This is a genomic window from Paenarthrobacter sp. CCNWLY172 (genome assembly GCF_037402035.1).
GTDB lineage: Bacteria > Actinomycetota > Actinomycetes > Actinomycetales > Micrococcaceae > Arthrobacter.
This window is the reverse complement of record NZ_JBBEGB010000010.1, coordinates 54,348-72,567: the sequence shown is the minus strand read 5'-3', so window position 1 is coordinate 72,567 and position 18,220 is coordinate 54,348. Positions and strand designations below refer to the sequence as shown.

Annotated in this window: 16 protein-coding genes; 9 read left to right on the top strand and 7 right to left on the bottom strand. The window is 61.7% G+C overall.

Annotated elements, in window-relative coordinates; translation table 11 throughout:
• Nucleotides 1–12: 12 nt before the first annotated feature.
• Complete coding sequence (locus tag WBN73_RS16210) at nucleotides 13–1,125, bottom strand: substrate-binding domain-containing protein (RefSeq protein ID WP_207596082.1); 1,113 nt, start codon at nucleotides 1,123–1,125, stop codon at nucleotides 13–15.
• 175 nt (nucleotides 1,126–1,300) lie between these two features.
• Here WBN73_RS16210 and WBN73_RS16205 point away from each other — a divergent pair, with 175 nt between their 5' ends.
• On the top strand, nucleotides 1,301–2,311 hold the full coding sequence (locus tag WBN73_RS16205; RefSeq protein ID WP_337340850.1) for a LacI family DNA-binding transcriptional regulator: 1,011 nt from the start codon (nucleotides 1,301–1,303) through the stop codon (nucleotides 2,309–2,311).
• A 37-nt stretch (nucleotides 2,312–2,348) separates the two neighbouring features.
• Nucleotides 2,349–2,648, top strand: a complete 300-nt coding sequence (locus tag WBN73_RS16200; protein WP_207596083.1) for a putative quinol monooxygenase — start codon at nucleotides 2,349–2,351, stop codon at nucleotides 2,646–2,648.
• Between the two features lie 57 nt (nucleotides 2,649–2,705).
• Here the strand turns inward: WBN73_RS16200 and WBN73_RS16195 are convergent, their stop codons facing one another.
• Nucleotides 2,706–5,309, bottom strand: a complete 2,604-nt coding sequence (locus WBN73_RS16195; RefSeq protein WP_443193270.1) for a GH32 C-terminal domain-containing protein — start codon at nucleotides 5,307–5,309, stop codon at nucleotides 2,706–2,708.
• Nucleotides 5,310–5,452: 143 nt separating this feature from the next.
• Between WBN73_RS16195 and WBN73_RS16190 the strand changes: the two genes are divergently transcribed.
• On the top strand, nucleotides 5,453–6,100 hold the full coding sequence (locus WBN73_RS16190) for an NAD-dependent epimerase/dehydratase family protein (protein WP_337340819.1): 648 nt from the start codon (nucleotides 5,453–5,455) through the stop codon (nucleotides 6,098–6,100).
• A gap of 10 nt (nucleotides 6,101–6,110) precedes the next feature.
• Here the strand turns inward: WBN73_RS16190 and WBN73_RS16185 are convergent, their stop codons facing one another.
• The 5 genes from WBN73_RS16185 to WBN73_RS16165 all read right to left on the bottom strand — a co-directional run bounded on the left by WBN73_RS16185 (nucleotide 6,111) and on the right by WBN73_RS16165 (nucleotide 10,501).
• A complete protein-coding gene (locus WBN73_RS16185) occupies nucleotides 6,111–6,704 on the bottom strand; it encodes a TetR/AcrR family transcriptional regulator (protein ID WP_089593492.1) in 594 nt (197 codons plus the stop codon).
• Between the two features lie 44 nt (nucleotides 6,705–6,748).
• A complete protein-coding gene (locus WBN73_RS16180) occupies nucleotides 6,749–7,507 on the bottom strand; it encodes a MerR family transcriptional regulator (protein ID WP_207596085.1) in 759 nt (252 codons plus the stop codon).
• 77 nt (nucleotides 7,508–7,584) lie between these two features.
• Nucleotides 7,585–8,235: a PadR family transcriptional regulator gene (locus tag WBN73_RS16175; protein ID WP_207596086.1), complete on the bottom strand. Its 651-nt coding sequence runs from the start codon at nucleotides 8,233–8,235 to the stop codon at nucleotides 7,585–7,587.
• Nucleotides 8,236–8,616: 381 nt separating this feature from the next.
• Nucleotides 8,617–9,438 (bottom strand): ammonia-dependent NAD(+) synthetase, encoded by an 822-nt coding sequence (gene nadE / locus WBN73_RS16170; protein WP_207596093.1) that lies wholly within the window; start codon nucleotides 9,436–9,438, stop codon nucleotides 8,617–8,619.
• A 58-nt stretch (nucleotides 9,439–9,496) separates the two neighbouring features.
• Nucleotides 9,497–10,501: a LacI family DNA-binding transcriptional regulator gene (locus WBN73_RS16165; protein WP_207597446.1), complete on the bottom strand. Its 1,005-nt coding sequence runs from the start codon at nucleotides 10,499–10,501 to the stop codon at nucleotides 9,497–9,499.
• Between the two features lie 216 nt (nucleotides 10,502–10,717).
• On the opposite strand from WBN73_RS16165, the gene WBN73_RS16160 reads away from it, so the two are divergent.
• From WBN73_RS16160 to WBN73_RS16135, 6 genes are all read left to right on the top strand, one after another.
• The gene (locus tag WBN73_RS16160) at nucleotides 10,718–11,563 is read left to right on the top strand and encodes a sugar phosphate isomerase/epimerase family protein (protein ID WP_207596094.1); all 846 of its coding nucleotides are present in this window, start codon (nucleotides 10,718–10,720) and stop codon (nucleotides 11,561–11,563) included.
• A 122-nt stretch (nucleotides 11,564–11,685) separates the two neighbouring features.
• On the top strand, nucleotides 11,686–12,693 hold the full coding sequence (locus WBN73_RS16155; protein WP_337340820.1) for a Gfo/Idh/MocA family protein: 1,008 nt from the start codon (nucleotides 11,686–11,688) through the stop codon (nucleotides 12,691–12,693).
• Between the two features lie 244 nt (nucleotides 12,694–12,937).
• Nucleotides 12,938–14,476: an ABC transporter substrate-binding protein gene (locus WBN73_RS16150; protein ID WP_337340821.1), complete on the top strand. Its 1,539-nt coding sequence runs from the start codon at nucleotides 12,938–12,940 to the stop codon at nucleotides 14,474–14,476.
• A gap of 6 nt (nucleotides 14,477–14,482) precedes the next feature.
• Entirely contained in the window at nucleotides 14,483–15,424 is a 942-nt protein-coding gene (locus WBN73_RS16145; protein WP_337340822.1) for an ABC transporter permease, read from the top strand.
• Nucleotides 15,421–17,316, top strand: coding sequence for a dipeptide/oligopeptide/nickel ABC transporter permease/ATP-binding protein (locus WBN73_RS16140; RefSeq protein ID WP_337340823.1), 1,896 nt, complete (start codon nucleotides 15,421–15,423; stop codon nucleotides 17,314–17,316). Before WBN73_RS16145 ends, WBN73_RS16140 begins: the two co-directional genes overlap by 4 nt.
• Nucleotides 17,313–18,212 carry an ATP-binding cassette domain-containing protein gene (locus WBN73_RS16135; protein ID WP_207596099.1) on the top strand — a complete coding sequence of 300 codons (900 nt, stop codon included), beginning with the start codon at nucleotides 17,313–17,315 and terminating at the stop codon, nucleotides 18,210–18,212. The genes WBN73_RS16140 and WBN73_RS16135 overlap by 4 nt, the downstream gene beginning before the upstream one ends.
• Nucleotides 18,213–18,220: the final 8 nt, after the last annotated feature.

Genomic DNA, 18,220 nt, shown 5'->3' with positions numbered 1-18,220 from the left:
CCTAGGAACGGGTTACTTGCCCCAGCAGATCTGGGATGCTTCGGTGGTGGTGATGCTCTTCACGCCGTCTGCGGGCTTGTCAGTGACGAGCTCGACGCCGGTGTTGAAGAAGTCAAGACCCTCTGAGTTGGCGGGCTTTTTGCCGGTCTTTGCCAGATCTACGATGGCTTTTACGCCCAGCTCGGCCATTTTGACCGGGTACTGCTGAGCCGTTGCGCCGATCACACCGGACTTGACGTTGTTTACACCTGAGCAGCCGCCGTCAACGGAGACGATCAGGACGTCCTTTTCCTTGCCCGCGGACTTCAGGGCCTCGAAAGCACCTGCGGCAGCGGGCTCGTTGATCGTGTAGACAACGTTGACATTGGGGTTCTTGGCCAGCAGGGTCTCCATCGCGGTACGTCCACCGTCTTCGGCTCCTTGGGAAGCCTGGCTGCCGACGATTTCGTAGTCGCCGCCCTTGCCGCCGGTATACGTTCCCGTCTTGGCTTCGTCGCCGTTCTTCTTCTTATCCGCGGTGTCGATGCCGAGGCCGGTCAGGAAGCCCTGGTCGCGGTTGTAGTCCACCGAGACCACCTTGTCGTCAAAGAGATCGATGAGGGCGATGACAGCTTTCTTGCCCGCCAGTTGCTGGGCGGTCCACTTGCCGATGAGCTCTCCGGCGTTGAAGTTGTCCGTGGCAAACGTGATGTCAGCGGCGTCGGCCGGGTCCGGCGGGGTGTCCAGCGCAATGACGAACAAGCCCGCGTCCTTGGCCTTCTTCAGGGCATCCACTACCGAGGGGCCGTTGGGGGTAATCAGAATGCCCTTGTCACCCTTGGAGATCGCATTCTCAATGGCCTGGATCTGGGTGTCCTCGTCGCCGTCGGCCTTGCCGGCCGCAAGCTTAAGGTCGACGCCGTCCGCCTCGGCGGCCTTCTTCGCGCCGTCCTGCATGGAAACGAAGAACGGGTTGGAGGTGGTCTTGACGATCAGCGAAACACCGATCTTCTCGTCGGAGCCTCCGCTGGATGAAGGGGAGGAGCTGCCTCCGCAGGCTGTCAGGCTAAGTGTGCCGAGGGTCAGGACTGCGCCGACGGCAAGAAGACGGTTCCGGGTGGACCGCGTGACTCTGGAACTCAACATTGAAACTCCTGGTTTTGTGGCTGTTGGCGGCGCATTTCTGCGGCTGACAACGTTGTCATGGAACATGTAAGCAAGCTCACACGATAGAGTCAAGTATTAAATCGAGTCGAGGAGCAGCAAGTTGACAACGATGTCTAATCGTTACCAGTCCGACTCCGGACGCAAGCGCCCCACCATGAAGAATGTTGCCGATCTCGCGGGCGTTGGGATTAAGACAGTTTCCCGCGTCGTGAACGATGAGCCGGGCGTCTCCGAGGCGACCCGCCAGCGGGTCATACGGGCGACGGAACAGCTGCAGTACCAACTGGACATCACGGCGGGCAGCCTGAAGCGTTCCGGACGCAAGACCCAGTCCATCGGCTTGCTGCTTCCGAGCGTTTCCAACCCATTCAGTGGGGAGATCCACAGGGCCATGGAAGACGCCTTGGCTGTGCGCGGCATTGCCGTCTTCGCTGCAAGCCTGGATGACGATCCCGACCGGGAGAGGAAACTCATTTCGGCTTTCCTGGGCCGCCGGGTCGATGGGCTTGTGCTGACTACCATCGCCAAGAGCCAGGCGTACATGATTCCGGAGCACTCCCGCGATCTGCCACTGGTATTCGTTGACCGTGAGCCCGCGGGCATTGAGGCCGACGCGGTAGTGACTGATAACGAAATTGGTGCGGCAAAGGCGGCGTCCCATCTCATCAAGCATGGGCATACCCGGCTGGCTTACCTTGGCGACCGGACTGATATTCAGACTGCCGGGAGGCGCCGGTCAGGGTTCCTGGATGGCGTGGGACAAGCAGGCGTTTCCACGTCCGGGATCGCCGTTCGTGAAAACCTGCATGACGAGGAAACCGCATGCCGGGCCGCTCACGAGCTGCTTACCTCAGAGAACCCGCCGACGGCGATATTTTCCAGTCAGAACTTGGTGACGTTCGGGGCCATGCGGGCTCTAAAAGCCCTTGGACTGCATCACAAGGTTGCCCTCATTGGATTTGATGATTTCACCCTGGCCGACATGATGGACCCCGGGATCACAGTGATCGCCCAGCATCCCGAACGCATCGGCAAGCTTGCGGCTGAGCGGATCCTTGCAAGGATCGATGGCGACCAGAGCCCTGCCCAAACGTATGTCATCCCAACCGAACTGATAGAGCGGGGTTCCGGCGAAATCCGGCCCCAAGCTGACGCAGGCAAATAGCTGAGCAATCCGAAACCAACCGAGCAAAGGACTGGCCATGACCAAGACACTGTACGCAGAGTTCACCGTCAAAGAAGGCAGTGAAACCCGGGTCGCGGAAATGATGGCAACGCTGACGGAACACGTCCGGAACGAACCGGGAAATGTGATGTTCCTGCCGTACACGCGGGAAACCAACCCGCGGGAGTACTTCGTCTTCGAGGTGTACCGGGACGAGCAGGCCTTCCAAGAGCACATCGGGGCCGATTACGGCCGGGAGTTCAACGCCGAACTTGCCGATCACATAGAGGGCGACGGTTCCGCCCTGACCTGGCTGAACCCACTGATCCAACCGTAGAAGCAGGGGCGGCGGCCAGGCGAAAGCCGGCCGCCGTCCCTCGCTACGGGTAGTGCGTTACTTCTTTCCGGGAAGGAACATTGCTCCTTCCATGGGGGTCACCGTGAGGGACTTCAGTTGCGCTGTTCCACCCTCTGCAAAGAGGGTCATCCGGTCAGCGCCGGCGTTCGGAAATACTTGATCGGTGATGGTCCGGAGACCGTCGCCGGAGAACACTTCCACCGATGAGCGGTCTACATACACCCGCAGGGTGACATTGCCCTTTTGGTCCAGTGCGACAGGGGCGTCCTCAACTGAAGCGAAGGTTGGGTGGAAAGCGGTGTTTCCCGATGTCGTGCGGTCAACGAAGACCTTACCGGTGATGGAGTCATAGCCGATGGCGGTGGAGGAGTTGCCGTCGCCCAGTACGGTGATGCCTGACTTTTTCGCCGTGCCGGGTGCGAACGTGATGTCCACGCGCTGGACCTGACCTGAAGTGGCAGAGGGCAGCGGGGTTGTTCCGGCCTTGATGGCACCGCCCTTCTTGTCCGTGTAGCTGGGCTTTGTCGCGAGCTTGTCCACCTGCTTGACCACGCTTTGGGCAAGGCGTGGTCCATCAGGTGTCTGCGTCAGCTGCACCTCCCGGGGCAACGACATGGCACTGCGCCAGGGGTTGGTGGGGATGGTGTTGGCGTAATCCCAGTTGTTCATCCAGCCCAGCATGACCCGCTTGTTGTCGGGCATGTTCGAGAACGAAACGGCCGCGTAGTAGTCGCGTCCGTAGTCCAGCCAGTCATAAGACTCCAGCTTGGACTTCGCTGCTGTGGAGCTGGCTGTGAACTCATCCGCGAGGATGTGCCCCCATCCGAATCTGTTGTTGTCGACAACCTTGATGTGTGCCTGCTGGCCAACGAATTCCCTGGTATCCCACGAGGCCCAATCCAAGCTTTCGCTGTCGTTGCCGGTAGCGGTACGGACCACTTGTCCGTTGACAACCAAGTTCACCGTTTCTTCATCGGACCTGGCGACGGCGGCTGTGTCAGTGAGCATGACGTGATCAAGAGTCATGTGGCCCCACCCGCCGGTAGCTTCGTCAACGACTCGCAGCTGTGCCTTCTCGCCGGCGAACTCCGAGACATCCCAGCCTTTCCAGTTCAGCAATCCCGCGTTATCACCGGCCAGGGAGCGGACTACATTGCCGTTGACCAGCAACTGGACGGCCAGGGTCTGGCCTGAGTCCGCTGTTCGGTTGCCGCCTCCCACCAGCATGGACATGAAGTCCTTGGTGATGGGGAACTCGGGGGAGGTCAAGGTGCCTTGGCGGTCATCACCGGGTACGGCGCCTGTTTCGAAGGTGTTGATTCGCTTGGCGCCGATGTAGAAGTCCCCGCCGCTGGTGGCCGGCTGGTAATTGGGGGTCAGGTCGCCTGTCCCCGTCCAGCCTGCATCGGCCAGCGTTGTGCCATTGGGAACCTCGAAGCCGTCAAACTTCAGCTCTCCCGGGGGCGGGGTGTTGTCCAACTTGTCGGAGACGCGGGGGTGCTTACCGCCGCCGATGAGGAAGTTAAGGTAGTCGTCGCTCACGGTGAAGGTTGGTGACTGCATGGAACCCAGGGGCCAGTCGCCGTCGTTGAATGAGTTGATCAGTCCTGTTCCTCCGAATCCGGTCACCGGGCTCTGGCTGGGCAGGGATCCGGGCGCGGGAGCGTCACCGAAAGGACCGTTCTTCCAGTTGCCTGGTTCGTTGTTTATGGTCCATCCGTTGTAGGTGCCGTCGTTGAAGCCTGCCATGACCGTGCCGGCGGGTACCTCGGCCACTGGTTCGGTGGTTTCGGAGGTGAACGTGGTGCCGTCAAAGTTGCCCACGAAGTATTGACCGGCCGATCCTCCCGCAACACCGCCGGGGTTGATGTTGACCACCATGACCCACTTGATGTTGTTCTTATCCCCATCCACCGCCAGCGGGAACAAGTCAGGGCATTCCCACTGGCCGCCGGTAGCGTTGGCCGGCCCGAATTCGCTCAGGGCAGTCCAGTCCTTGAGGTTGCCGGACTTGTAGAGGAGCACCTTGTGATCCTGCGATTCGACGACGGTCATGACCCAGTAGCCACCGCCGGACGGGTTGTCGTACCAGAAGACCTTGGGGTCCCGGAAGTTGGCAGAATTGCGGTTCAGCACCGGGTTTCCTGAGTATTTGGTCCAGGTCTGGCCATCATCCAGGCTGTAGGCCAGGGACTGGGCTTGCAAGCCCCGATGCGGGGAAGCTTCCTTGTAGGCGCTGGTGTAGATGGCCACCAAGGCGGGGTTTTCTTTGGTCCCGAAGCCTGTTGTGTTGTCCTTATCCACCACAATGCTGCCGGAGAATACGTCCTCCTGCGCGTCGGTGGGCAGTGCCAGGGGCTGCTCTTGCCAGTGAACCAGGTCCTTCGACGTCGCGTGACCCCACGACATGTTCCCCCAGGTGTTGCCGGAGGGATTGTGTTGGTAGAACAGGTGATAAACCCCCTTGTGGAAAACCATTCCATTGGGATCGTTCATCCAATTTTTCGCTGGCGTGTAGTGGTAAGCAGGTCGAAAGTCCTCACTTCCCACCCCCGGTGCCGCAGAGGCTGGTGCCACGCCGGCCATGATGCCCGAAAGCGTCAGGCCCGCCAGCGTCAATGCAGACGTCGCTGCCCGCATCCTACTGATCGTGAATTTAGTCATTGTTCTTCCAAGTCGCCCTTCATCGCGCGTGCCTATCCCCACATAGACAACGTTGTCAGTGCGTTGAAAGCTACGATAAGTCCACCGGACAAGTCAACGGTCGTTCGGGATGTCTGCAGGTGGTTGCCACCGCGGATCTCAGTGACCTGAACTCACTGATGGAGCTGTTCGAAAACGCGGATGGCGTGATCCACCTCGGGGGAATTCCTGATGAGGCGGATTTCCATGACTTGGCGGAGGTGAATATCGTCGGCACATATCACGTTCTCGAGGCTGCCCGACGTGCCGGGGTGCCTCGAGTGGTCTACGCCAGCAGCAACCGATTGACGGGTATGTACTCAGCCGGCGATCCGGTCTCATCGGACATGCCACCCCGTCCCGATGGCTTCTACGGAGTTTCGAAAGTCGCGGGAGAAGCCCTGTGCCGGCTCTACGCGGACAAATTTGGCATCAGTACCATCGCCGTACGTATCGGCAGCTACGAACATCGACCGGGTTCCGCCCGCGAGCAGCGGACCTGGCTTAGCCCGTCAGATGCGGTTCGGGCTTTCCTCGCCACGATGACCACCGCAGAACACGTCGCCGTCTTTTACGGCGTCTCCGCGAACACCGGCCGGTGGTGGGACCTAAAGGCGGGAGACGCCGTCGGGTTCATTCCTGAGGATGACGCAGCCCGATGGGGAGCGGCGGAGGATTATGATCCAAACCTGCCTCAGGGCGGGATCTACGCGAGCAAAGGGTACTCCATCGACAAGATGTCCTTGTAGCAGGGGGTGCTTAGCGCTGCGACGGCGCGAAAGCGATCTCCTCGGTGCGGGCAATGCCTCGCTCAATGGCCGCCTTGTCGATGCCCAGAAGCGTGGTGAGCCACATGCCGTTTTGCACAACAACGATGTCGGCCGCCCGCTCCCTGCATTCTTCGGGAGACAAGCCGGAAATGGCATTCCCGATCAATGCCGCAAGCCCTTGGAGATACCGGTCAAAAGCTGCGGCATTGATCTGTGCAAAGTCCTCATGTGCCTGGGCCAGGGCCCACAGATGAAGGCGGAGGGACAGATACGGCGTGGTCAGGAGCCCTGGGTCCGCAACCCTACGGAGAGACTCGCGGAGTTGTTCGTCCGGGGTGGAAGTGGGCGAAGGCTCCACCAAGAGGAGGTCGTGCTCTTCAATCTGGTGGAGCACCGCGCGGATCAAACTCGATTTGTCTTCGTAGTAGTAATTCACCAGCCCCAAGGCGACGCCGGCTTCCCGTGCCACGGCACGCATATTGATGCCCGAAATGCCGTGGCGGGACAGTAGTTCCAGTGCCGCTTCAAGAATGCGCTTCTGTCTGTCAACCTGTTCGCCGGACTTGACGGTGCTTGTACCCATCCGGCCAGACTATTGCCTAAGCCAGATCAGCGCATCCTGACCATTCAGAGGTTCCTTTCCGCGTAAACCCGCAGCGCATCCCGGACGAAGGCCGCCCCTGTTTCACCGCCATAATTGGCGGCAAACCTCGGATCAGCGACGTACATCTCGCCGAGTCCCGTGACGTAACCCTTGACGTCTCCGCCGGGTGCCGTCGTCGGGGTTCCCGGAATTCCGCGAAGCCATTCGACGTGGCGCCGTGCAAGATCCTGCGCTTCAGCGCTGTCCGGTGCTACGCCTGATTCGGCGGCGGTTATCCAGTCCGTGCCCAGCTTTTGTGAGCGGTCTTTCCACTGCTGCTTCTCGTCGGCGCTCATTCCGCGCCACCACGCATCGCTGGCGGCGTAAGCATCCTTGCCCCAGCGCTCCTCCACCTCGTCCTTGTACTGAGTGTGGTCGAAGCCATCAAACATGTTCTGTGCCATGTACTTTCCATCCCCTTTCATTGTGTCGATGGTCTGCCGGACGGACGCGATCTGCCGGGTCAGCCTGTCCTGCTCCTGCGCGAGCCATTCCAGATGGCTGCGTAAAGCTTTGACGGTGTCCGTCTCTCGATCGAGAACTTCGGCGATGGCCGGGAGGCCAAGCCCCAGTTCCCTGAGCAGGAGGATGCGCTGGAGTTGGACCAGGGCCGGACCGTCATAGTAGCGATAGCCGTTATGGCCGGTCCGGCTTGGTTTCAGCAGCCCGATGTCGTCGTAGTGACGCAGCGTGCGGCTGGTGGTTCCTGCGATTTTGGCGATTTCCTGAATTGACCAGTCCATACGTCCTCCGTCCTGTGCCTGTTCTTTGACAGTAGGGGTTGACGTTACGTCAAGGTCAAGGGGATGGCTGCCAGCACTTAGTCGGCCAGGATCAGGTAGAGGGCGCGGCGGGTTTCGTCCAGCTTTTCAATGGCTGCCTGGCGCTGTTCATCGGTGGCGGCTGAGCGGAACTGGTGGACGACGCCCATGAGCTTGCCGACGCTCTGGTGGAAGGCGGCGGCGGTTCCGTCGGCTTCCGTATTCCAGGCGTTGGCCAGTTCTTCCTCGTGCTCGGCAACATAGGCCTTGCCATCGTCCGTGAGCGTGAACTCGGTACGTCGGCCTTCGCCGACGGCGACGATCAGTTCTTCATCCACCAGTTGCTGCAGGGTGGGGTAGACGGATCCGGGGCTGGGACGCCATGCGCCGGATGTTTTCTCCGCGATGGTCTTGATGAGGCCATAGCCGTTGGAAGGAGCCTCCGCCAAGAGCGAGAGAATCGCCGCCCGGACGTCGCCGCGGTTGGCTCGGCGGGAGCCGCCAGGACCGAAGCCCCGTGGGCCGAATCCGGGTCCAAAGCCGGGGCCAAAACCGCCCGGTCCGAAGCCCGGGCCAAACCCGCCGCCTCCGTGTCCGCCCGGTCCTCGTCGGCCCTTGCCCCGGTTAAAGCGGCCTCGGCCGTGTCCGGGTTCGGGGTGTCCGTGGTCGTGCTCGGGGAATGGGTTGCCGTGTTCGTTGATGCCTTTCATAACAGCATCGTCCTTTCGGTTGTCCTTACGCCGAAGGATTATCGGCGATAGTTAACGATATATCGGTGACTATCGCGACGTCAAGAGGTGAAATCGGGAGGTGATAGAGCGTGGGCGGGAAGGGCGCGGGAGGTGATAGAGCGTGGGCGGGAAGGGCGCGGGAGGTGAGAGAGCGTGGGCGGGAAGGGCGCGGGAGGTGAGAGAGCGCTGGCGGGAAGGGCGCGGGAGGTGATAGAGCGTGGGCGGGAAGGGCGCGGGAGGTGAGAGAGCGCTGGTTAACGCACGACGGCGGGTGCGGACTTCCGTACGGAAGCCGGCACCCGCCGTCGTGGTCACTGGCGAAGAGTGGTTACTGGCGAAGCGTGGTTGGTCCTGCAGCGTCTATTTCCACCACGTATCAAAGATCGTGACCGGAACTGTTCTCTTGTGGCGCGTGCGGAGATACTTCTGTTCGATCAGTTCCGCGGCGTCCTGGGGGATGTCGCGGCCTTCGAGGTAGTCGTCGATCTGGTCGTAGGTGATGCCGAGCTCGTCTTCGTCGGTGCGGCCTGGCTTGTTATCCAGGAGATCGGCGGTGGGAACCTTTTCCCAGACCCGAGAAGGTGCGCCGAGTTCGGCCAGGAGGGTGCGGTTCTGGCGCTTGTTCAGGCCGAACAGCGGCAGGATGTCCGCGCCGCCGTCGCCGAACTTCGTGAAGAAGCCCGTCACTGACTCTGCGCCATGGTCAGTGCCGATCACTAGGTAGTTGTGTTCGCCGGCCAGTGCATATTGGGCGATCATGCGCGCGCGGGCTTTCGTATTGCCCTTATGGAAATCGGAGATCGGTGCCCCCGTGGTCTTTTCGAATTCGTCCTCGAAACCGTCCACGGCCTGGGAAATGTTGTAGGTCCACTCGGTCTTGGCCTTGATGAAATCGAGGGCCGCCTGCGCGTCGTCTTCGTCATGCTGGATGCCGTAGGGGAGTCGGACGGCCACGAAGTTCGCTTCAACGCCTTCGGCTTCGAGTTCCTCGACGGCCAATTGCGCCAAGCGGCCGGCAAGCGAGGAATCTATGCCGCCGGAGATACCAAGAACGAATCCCTTGGTGTGTGTCGCCTTCAGGTAATCCTTCAGGAAATCAACGCGCTTGCGGACCTCCTCTGCAGGGTTGATCCGGGGCTGGACGCCCATTTCTTCAATGATCTTTTCCTGGAGTTCGCGCATGGTCCAACACTAGTCAGCCCGGTCACCCAGGCTCAACCATGTTGCGCCGCGATTCGGGCTAATCGGAAGGAACCGGACCCGTTGAGCCGCGGACTGTGAGATGGGTGGGCATGACCGAGCGATTCCGGTTCCCGCCACCGGCGAGCGGGTTCAACTGGGCCAGCAGCATGGACACGGCCACCCGGCCGGCCTGCTCGATCGGCGAGCTCATGGTGGTCAGGGGAGGGTTGCAGAAATCCGCGCCAAAGATATCGTCGCAACCCACGATGCTCATATCTTCAGGCACCCGGAGGCCGCGTTCGCGGAGTCGTTGCAGCATCCCGATGGCGATGAGGTCATTGAAGACGATGCACGCCGTGACTCCGCTGTGGACGGCAGCATCCGCAGCAGCAGCGCCGGATTGGGTTTTGGGTGCGAAGGGGCCAAGGCGGCGGACCTCAACTCCGCGTTCCTCCGCGGCTGCTGACAGTGCGGCCCAGCGCCGGGCACTGGACTGCGAAACGGCGGGACCGGAAACGTAGGCAACGGACGTGTGGCCCCATGAAATCAGGTGGTCCAGGGCCTGCGGCATGGCTGAGGGGGTGTCGATGATGACTGCGGGGACGCCATCGACGTCGCGGTTTACAGTGACCATGGGCATCAGGGCTGCGGCAGCGGCCAGTGCTTCATCGTTGAGGCGGGACGCTGCCACAATCACGCCGTCGGCGCTTTTGCGCAGCTGCTCCAGCGTGCTGGCCTCCACCTCGTCCGATTCTTCGGTATCCACGAGCAACTGCGTGTAGCCGGCGGCCTTGAGCTGCAACTGGGTGCCTCGGATGAGGTCGAAGTAGAACGGGTTGGTGATGTCCGGAACCAGGACTCCAACAGCTCCGGTCTTCCCTGAACTCAGGGCTTTCGCCTGCGAGTTGGGCGTGTAATTAAGCTCGACGGCGGCAGCTTGGATCCGCTCGCGGGTGCGGATATTGACGCGCTCCGGGTTGGCAAGGGCCCTCGAAACAGTGGATGCCGCGACGCCGCACAGCGCAGCGATGTCGTGGATGGTGGCAGGCCGGCCTGTTGCCATGGGTTGCGTCGCCACGGGCGTTCCTCTCTGAACGACAAGATCATCCGGCTGTGACCACTGCCACACCGTGAGTCAAATATGCCACATGATGGCAGCGCATGGCAATCGGTTGTCAAAAGTGTGCCAAGGTGGCTAAACTCGTGATGACAAGACACTCCTGTGAACTGCGTCACCGTGCTCCGACCGGTGGCGTCGCAGGGCTACCTAGGAGAATTCGTGACCCACCCCCAAGCCGTGTGGAGCCTGTCCGGTTTCGGCGACGAAGTAGATCCAGATCCCGCTATCCAAGCCGCCGTGCTGCTGGCCCTCGGCGCGAGCCACCTTGAAGTCCGCAGTGCCTGGGGCGTCAACGTGTCCGAACTGGAGCCGGAAGCTGTCCAGCGACTGAAGGCGATCCTCGACGACAAGGGCCTCAAGGTCTCGGCTGTAGCCAGCCCCATCGGCAAGGTGGATGTCAGCCTGCCGGTGGAGCATGAGCTTGGACGCCTCCGCCGGATCATCTCGGTCGCGAAAGCCCTGGACACCAAGTACGTACGCATCTTCTCCTTCTACCGGGGCGAGGCCCAGGGCCAGGAGGAGATTCGGGATGCCGTGATGGAGCGCATGAAGGCCTTGGCTTCCGAGGCGGCCGCCCATGATGTGGTTCTGCTTCACGAAAACGAAAAGGGTATCTACGGCGACACCCCTGAGCGTGTCCTGGACATCATGGAAACGGTGAACTCCCCGGCCCTGCGCGTCGCATGGGACAACGCCAACTTCGTCCAGGTGGGCGTCAAGCCGTACACCGAGGGCTACGCCTTGCTGCGCCCGTACCTGGAGTACTTGCAGGTGAAGGATGCGATCGCCACCACTGGCGAGGTTGTTCCTTCCGGCGAAGGCGACGGCGAGCTGGATGCCACCATCGCTGCATTGGCCGCCGACGGGTACAAAGGCTTCGCGTCGCTGGAGCCGCACCTTGCCAGCGCCCACGAACTGGGCGGCTACTCCGGCCCTGTGGCTTTCGGCGTCGCAGCCAGGGCGTTCGCCGGCCTGGCCGCCAAGAACAACGTCACCCTCGCCTGAGACCGGCAAGCAGGATCAGCACTCAGCTCCACCAGCATCCAGCTCCACCAGCATCCAGCTCCACCAGCACTCAACGCATCAGCATCACCATCCGGCAGCATCATCCTTCGAAGGAGCAGGACATGCCAACAGCGGCAGTCATCGGTTGCGGCGACATTTCAACCGTTCATTTTGAGGCACTATCTGCGGTCGGGAGCGCGGAGTTGGTGGCAGTTTGCGATACCAATCCGGAAAGGTTGGAGGCGGCGGCAGCCGCCCACGGCGTCCCCGGCTATGCGGACTACCTGGACATGCTCCAGAAGGTGCGTCCCGACGTCGTGCATGTTTGTACGCCACACCACCTTCATGCCTCCGTGGCCGCCGACTGCCTTGAACGCGGCGTCCATGTGATCGTCGAGAAGCCCCTGGCCCACACGTTGGAAGAGGGGCAACGCCTGATTGAGGTGGCGGAGCGGAGCGCGGCGAAGATCGGCGTCTGCTTCCAGAACCGGTACAACGCGACCTCGCAAGCCATGCGTGAACTGCTCGACGGCGGCACCTTGGGTCAGGTGATCGGCGCCTCGGCAACCGTCATGTGGCACCGGGACGGCAGCTATTACGAAAGCCGTCCATGGCGTGGAACCTGGGCGGAGGGTGGAGGCGGCCTGATGATGAACCAGGCCATCCACACGGTGGACCTGCTGCAGTGGCTGGTGGGTGATGTTGCCAAAGTGGAGGGCCACGCGTCCACCCGTTCGTTGGGCGGCGTGATCGAGGTGGAAGACACTGCGGAGTTTGTTGCCGAGCATGTCAACGGCGCCCGCAGCGTTTTCTACGCAACCCTGGCCAATGCCGTCAATGCCCCGGTGACGCTGGACATTGTCACCGAGAAGGCAACTCTGAACCTGCGGGGCGATCTCACGGTGACCTATGCCGATGGGACCGTCGACGTCGTCCAGGAGCGGGTGGCGGAAACCGGGGGAAGGTCCTACTGGGGTGTTTCCCATCAGTTGTTGATCGCGGACTTCTACTCCACGTTGGCCCACCCTGGACCTTTCTGGATCAACCCTGCCGAGGCGGGCAAGTCCCTGGGGATCATCAAGGACATTTACGCGCAAAGCTACCCGGACATGCTCGAGCGGGTGCGCTGAACCATCCGTGCAACCGTTGGGCGAAGGGCCGGAAACCCCAGGGATTCCGGCTGTTTTCGCGTGACGTTCAGTCTCTCCAGGCGTCTCGCCCCGACGCTTGGCAACAATTTAAGAAACTTTTGACAATCGGTTGCCAAAATCAAACAAAGTCCGTACTGTAAATCTCACAACCAGAAAAGTGTGGCGCAGGCCACACGCCCCAAGCTCTGACTCGCATCAGGCAAAGACTCAGTAGGAGCCGACAATGAAGTTAGGTCCCAAGGCGGCAGCAGCCGCCATCGTCCTCAGCGCCTCCCTTGCGCTTACCGCATGTGGCGGCGGGAATGCCGGTGCCGGAACTGGTTCCTCTACCGGCGCCAAAACCGTCACGGCCCTGACGCTGGGAACCCTCCGGGACCTCACCTCCTGGGACCCGGCACAGGCTCACGTAGGCCACGCACTCCAGCCTTATCAGGCAGCCTACGACTCCCTGATCCTCCGCGAACCGGACGGCAAGCTCAGCCCCATGCTGGCAACCGCCTGGAAGTACAACGACACCAACACCAAGCTCACCGTGGACCTCCGCACGGATGTCACCTTCAGCGACGGAGCCAAGTTCGACGCCGCTGCCGCCAAGGCGAACATGGACCACTTCAAGAAGGCCAACGGCCCGCAGATGGCCCAGCTGGGTTCAGTTTCCGACATCGCCGTGGTGGATGCCGACACCATCGACATCAACCTCAGCGCACCCGAGCCGGCTCTGGAATACTTCCTCAGCCAGGCAGCGGGCCTCATGGGAAGCCCCGCAGCCCTTGGCACCGACGCCATCAAGACAGTCCCTGTGGGTTCCGGCCCGTACGTGATGGACAAAGCAGCCTCCGTCAAGGATTCCCAGACGGTCTTCAACGCACGTGACGGCTACTGGAACAAGGACCTCCAGAAGTTCAAGAAGCTCACCCTCAAGGTCCTCCTGGACCCCACCGCCCGCACCAACGCGCTGGTCTCCGGCCAGATTGACGCCACCCTCCTTGACCCCAAGAACGGCAAGCAGGCCGAAGGCGCCAAGATGAAGCTCGAAGCCAACCAGGTTGACTGGTCCGGGCTGCTCCTCTTGGACCGTGACGGCACCAAGAACCCGGCCCTGGCCAACGTCAAGGTCCGCCAGGCCATCAACCACGCCTTTGACCGCAAGACCATCCTGGACCAGGTCATGTTGGGCCAGGGCACCCCCACCTCGCAGCCGTTCGGCAAGGACAGCGGTGCCTGGAGCGAGGAACTGGAGAACTACTACAGCTACGATCCCGAGAAAGCCAAGCAGCTCCTGAAAGACTCCGGCTTTGAAGGCAAGGTCAGCATCGACGTTCCTACACTTCCCGGTGCCGAAACCCTGATCTCGGTCATGAAGCAGCAGCTTGCCGATGTGGGCATCACCCTGAACCCGGGCGCAGCCATCACCAATACCTTCACCTCGGACGTTGCCGCTCAGAAGTACCCGGCACTCTTCTACAACCTCTTCCAAGGGCAGCCAACTGTGGCGATCGACCAGATCGTCTCCACGAAGGCCCTGTACAACCCCTTCAAGACCACCACCCCTGAGCTTGAGGCCAAGATTGCGGCCGTGCGCACCGGTGGTACGGATGCCGGCAAGCTGGCCCAGGACGTCAACAAGTACGTGGTGGAACAGGCTTGGTTCGCCCCGCTGTTCCGCGTGAACCAGATGTACTACCACAACGACAAAGTGAACGTCACGCCGCAGGTCCAGCAGGCCGTTCCTTCCATCTACAACTACTCGCCCGCCAAGTAGGACCCCATGATCAAGTTCATTGCGAAAAGACTGGGCAGCGGTCTGGTGGTGTTGTTCGTCGTCTCGGTCCTCACCTTCACCCTGCTGTACACCTCCAGCGGAAGTATTGCCCAGAACATCCTGGGGGATCAGGCAACACCTGAACAGGTGGCCCTGAAGGAACAGGAACTGGGACTCGACCAGCCGCTCTTTGTCCGTTACTTCGCCTGGTTGGGCGATGCCCTGACCGGCAACCTTGGAGCCTCCTGGTTCACCTCGGAGCCGGTGGCCAACTCCATGGCCACCCGCATCCCGGTGACTATGACCATGGTTTTCACCGCAATGATCCTGATCGCCATTTGCGCAGCACTGATTGGTGTTGCCGCAGCCGTGAAGCGCGGCTGGGTGGACAGGGTGGTCCAGATTGGCGCGATCGTAGGGGACTCAATCCCCGGGTATGTGATCGGCGTGTTCCTGGTAACCATCCTGGCCATCCAGCTCGGCTTCTTCCCCGCCACCAGCACCATCTCCCCGGAGGTGGGTCCGGAGGCCTGGGTCTACTCCATGACCCTTCCGGTGATCGCTTTGCTGATCAACGGTGTGACCGGCGGTGCCCAGCAGATCCGCTCCGCCGTGATCAAGCAGCTGGAGCGTGACTACGTCCGGACGCTGCGCAGCCGCGGCATCGGAGAGCGTGAAATCCTCTTCAAGCATGTGCTGCGCAGTGCCGCACCGGCAGGCCTCACCGTCTTGAGCCTGCAATTGATCGGCATGCTGGGTGGTGTGGTGATCATCGAGCAGATCTTCGCCCTTCCGGGCATGGGTCCGCTGGCCGTCGCCGCCACCACCCAAACCGATCTTCCCGTCGTCATGGGAGTGGTGATGTACACCGTGGTGGTGGTCATCGTCGTGAACCTCCTGGTGGACATCCTCAATGGTTGGCTCAACCCGAAAGTACGTGTCTCATGAGCGACTCCGTAGATTCAGCAGCAGTATCCGCAGACTCCATGGGCGTCGCGGCCAAGGCAGGCCAGAGCGGCACGGTGGTCCGTTCCACCGTCCTGCGCCGCCTCCTGAAAAACCCCATGGGCATCGCCTCGCTGGTGATCCTGCTGACCATCGCTGCGCTGGCCATCCTCGCCCCGGTGATAGCGCCTTTCGAAGAGAACTTCGCCAATATCTCCAAGACCTTGGCAGCCCCGGACTCAGTCAACATCCTGGGCACTGACAGTGCAGGACGCGATACGTGGAGCCGGCTGCTCTTCGGCGCCCAGCTGACCTTGTTGTCCGCGTTGCTGTGTGCCGGTGTGGCCATTGCCATCGGACTCCCGGCGGGCCTGATCGCCGGCTACTACGCGGGCAAATTCGAGGCCGTCTCCAACTGGGTGGTCAGCATCCTCATGAGCCTGCCCGGCCTGATCGTCCTCCTCACCATCCGCGCAGCGTTCGGCCCGTCGGTATGGATCTCCATGATCGCCTTCGGTGTCCTGATCAGCCCGGCCTACTTCCGGCTTACCCGCACCGCCGTGCAGTCGGTCCGGAACGAGCTCTACGTGGACGCCGCCCGGGTCTCCGGCTTGTCTGACCTGAGCATCATCGCCCGCCACATCTTCTCCGTAGTCCGCGCGCCGATCATCATCCAGACCGCGGCCATCGCCGGTGTTGCCATCGCCATCCAGTCCGGACTCGAATTCCTGGGCCTGGGCGATCCCACCAAGGCAACGTGGGGCGTCATGCTCTCCGAAGGCTTCAAGAACGTCTACCTCACGCCCACCCTGCTGCTCTGGCCGGCACTGGCCATGGCACTCACCATCGGCGGACTGGTCCTGCTGGGCAACGCCATCCGTGACGCCCTGGAAGACGGCGAAAAGATCAAGCACCGTAAGAAGCGTGCGGTTGCAACAGCAGAAAGCACGACGACGGACCCCGCCAAGGTGCGGCAGACACGGAAGTCCGTGGCCGCCGTCGACGTCGGAACCGAACACCACCTGGTCAAGGTGACCAACCTCGGCGTCGGCTATCCGCAGGCTGATGGCTCGGTCAAAAAGGTAGTGGACGACGTCTCGTTCCACGTGGACCGTGGAGAGATCCTGGGCATTGTTGGCGAGTCGGGTTCGGGCAAGTCCCAGACCGCGTTCTCCATCCTGGGCTTGCTGCCGGACAACGCCCGCATTGTGGGTGGTTCCATCCAGTTCGACGGCAACTACACAGTGGCTCCCGGCGATGACCGCGTCAACCAGGAACGGCTGTCCAAGCTGCGCGGCAAGCGGATCTCCTACATTCCGCAGGAACCCATGAGCAACCTGGACCCGGCCTTCACCATCGGCTACCAGTTGGTGACACCCATGGTCAGGGTCCTCGGAATCTCCAAGGCAGAAGCCCGCCAGCGTGCACTCAAGCTGCTCGCCGACGTCGGCATTGCCAACCCGGAGCGAACCTTCAGCGCTTACCCGCACGAGGTTTCCGGTGGCATGGCACAGCGTGTACTCATCGCCGGGGCCATCAGCTGTGAACCGGACCTGGTGATTGCTGACGAACCCACCACGGCGCTGGATGTCACGGTCCAGGCGGATGTGCTGGACCTGCTCCGCGAACTGCAGCAGCGCCTGAACATCGGCGTGATCCTGGTGACCCACAACTTCGGAGTGGTTGCCGATCTGTGCGACCGCGTGGCCGTGATGCAGAACGGGCGGCTGGTGGAAGAAGGCACCGTCCGGGAGATCCTCCGAAACCCGAAAGAGCCGTACACACAGACCCTGCTGGGGTCCATGCTCGAAGGAAAGACCCCCATGACCATGCTTGTATCGAAGCCTGGATCAGCAGCACAGTCCGGATCAGCACAGAAGGAGCCGGTGGCATGAGCACATCCCTAAGCCAGCAGCCGGACTCATCGGATAAGTCCCCGCTCTTGAGCGTGGAAAACCTGGTGGTGGAATACCCCAGCAAGCGGTTCCGGGCCAAGCCTTTCCGGGCCCTGACGGACATCAACATCACCATCGGCCAGGGGGAGACCCTGGGCTTGGTGGGGGAGTCCGGCTCAGGCAAGACCACCCTTGGCCGCGCCGTCCTGGGCCTCGCGCCGGTCACCTCCGGAAAAGTGATCTTCGAAGGCAACGACATCAGCAACGCGTCCCGCAAGGAACGCCGTACGCTGAGCCGCGATCTCCAAGTGGTGTTCCAGGACCCTTACACTTCACTGAACCCGGCGCTGGAAATCGGCGACATCCTGGCCGAACCACTGGGCGTGCAAGGCATGGAGCCCGCAGCGGCCAAGAAGCGCGTCAAGGAATTGCTGGACCAGGTGGGGCTGCCAACTGACGCCATTCACCGCCTTCCCCGCGAGTTCAGCGGTGGCCAGCGCCAGCGCGTTGCGATTGCCCGGGCTTTGGCGCTCTCACCCAAACTCATCGTTTGCGACGAACCCGTCAGTGCATTGGACCTGTCCACCCAGGCCCGCGTGCTGGATCTCTTCCTGCAGATCCAGCAGGACACCGGCGTTTCGTACCTGTTCGTGTCCCACGACCTCGACGTGGTCCGGCACATCAGCCACCGCGTCGCAGTCATGTACCACGGTGAAATCGTGGAGCAAGGCCCCGCCGAGGTGGTCACCCGCGATCCCGAACATCCCTACACGCAACGGCTTTTGCTCGCCTCGCCAGTGCCCGATCCGGACCGCCAGGAACAACGCCGCGCAGACCGGCACCGCTTGCTCGCGAACCAACACAGCCAAACAGAACAGCAAGGTGCCGTGGCCTGAACAGCCCT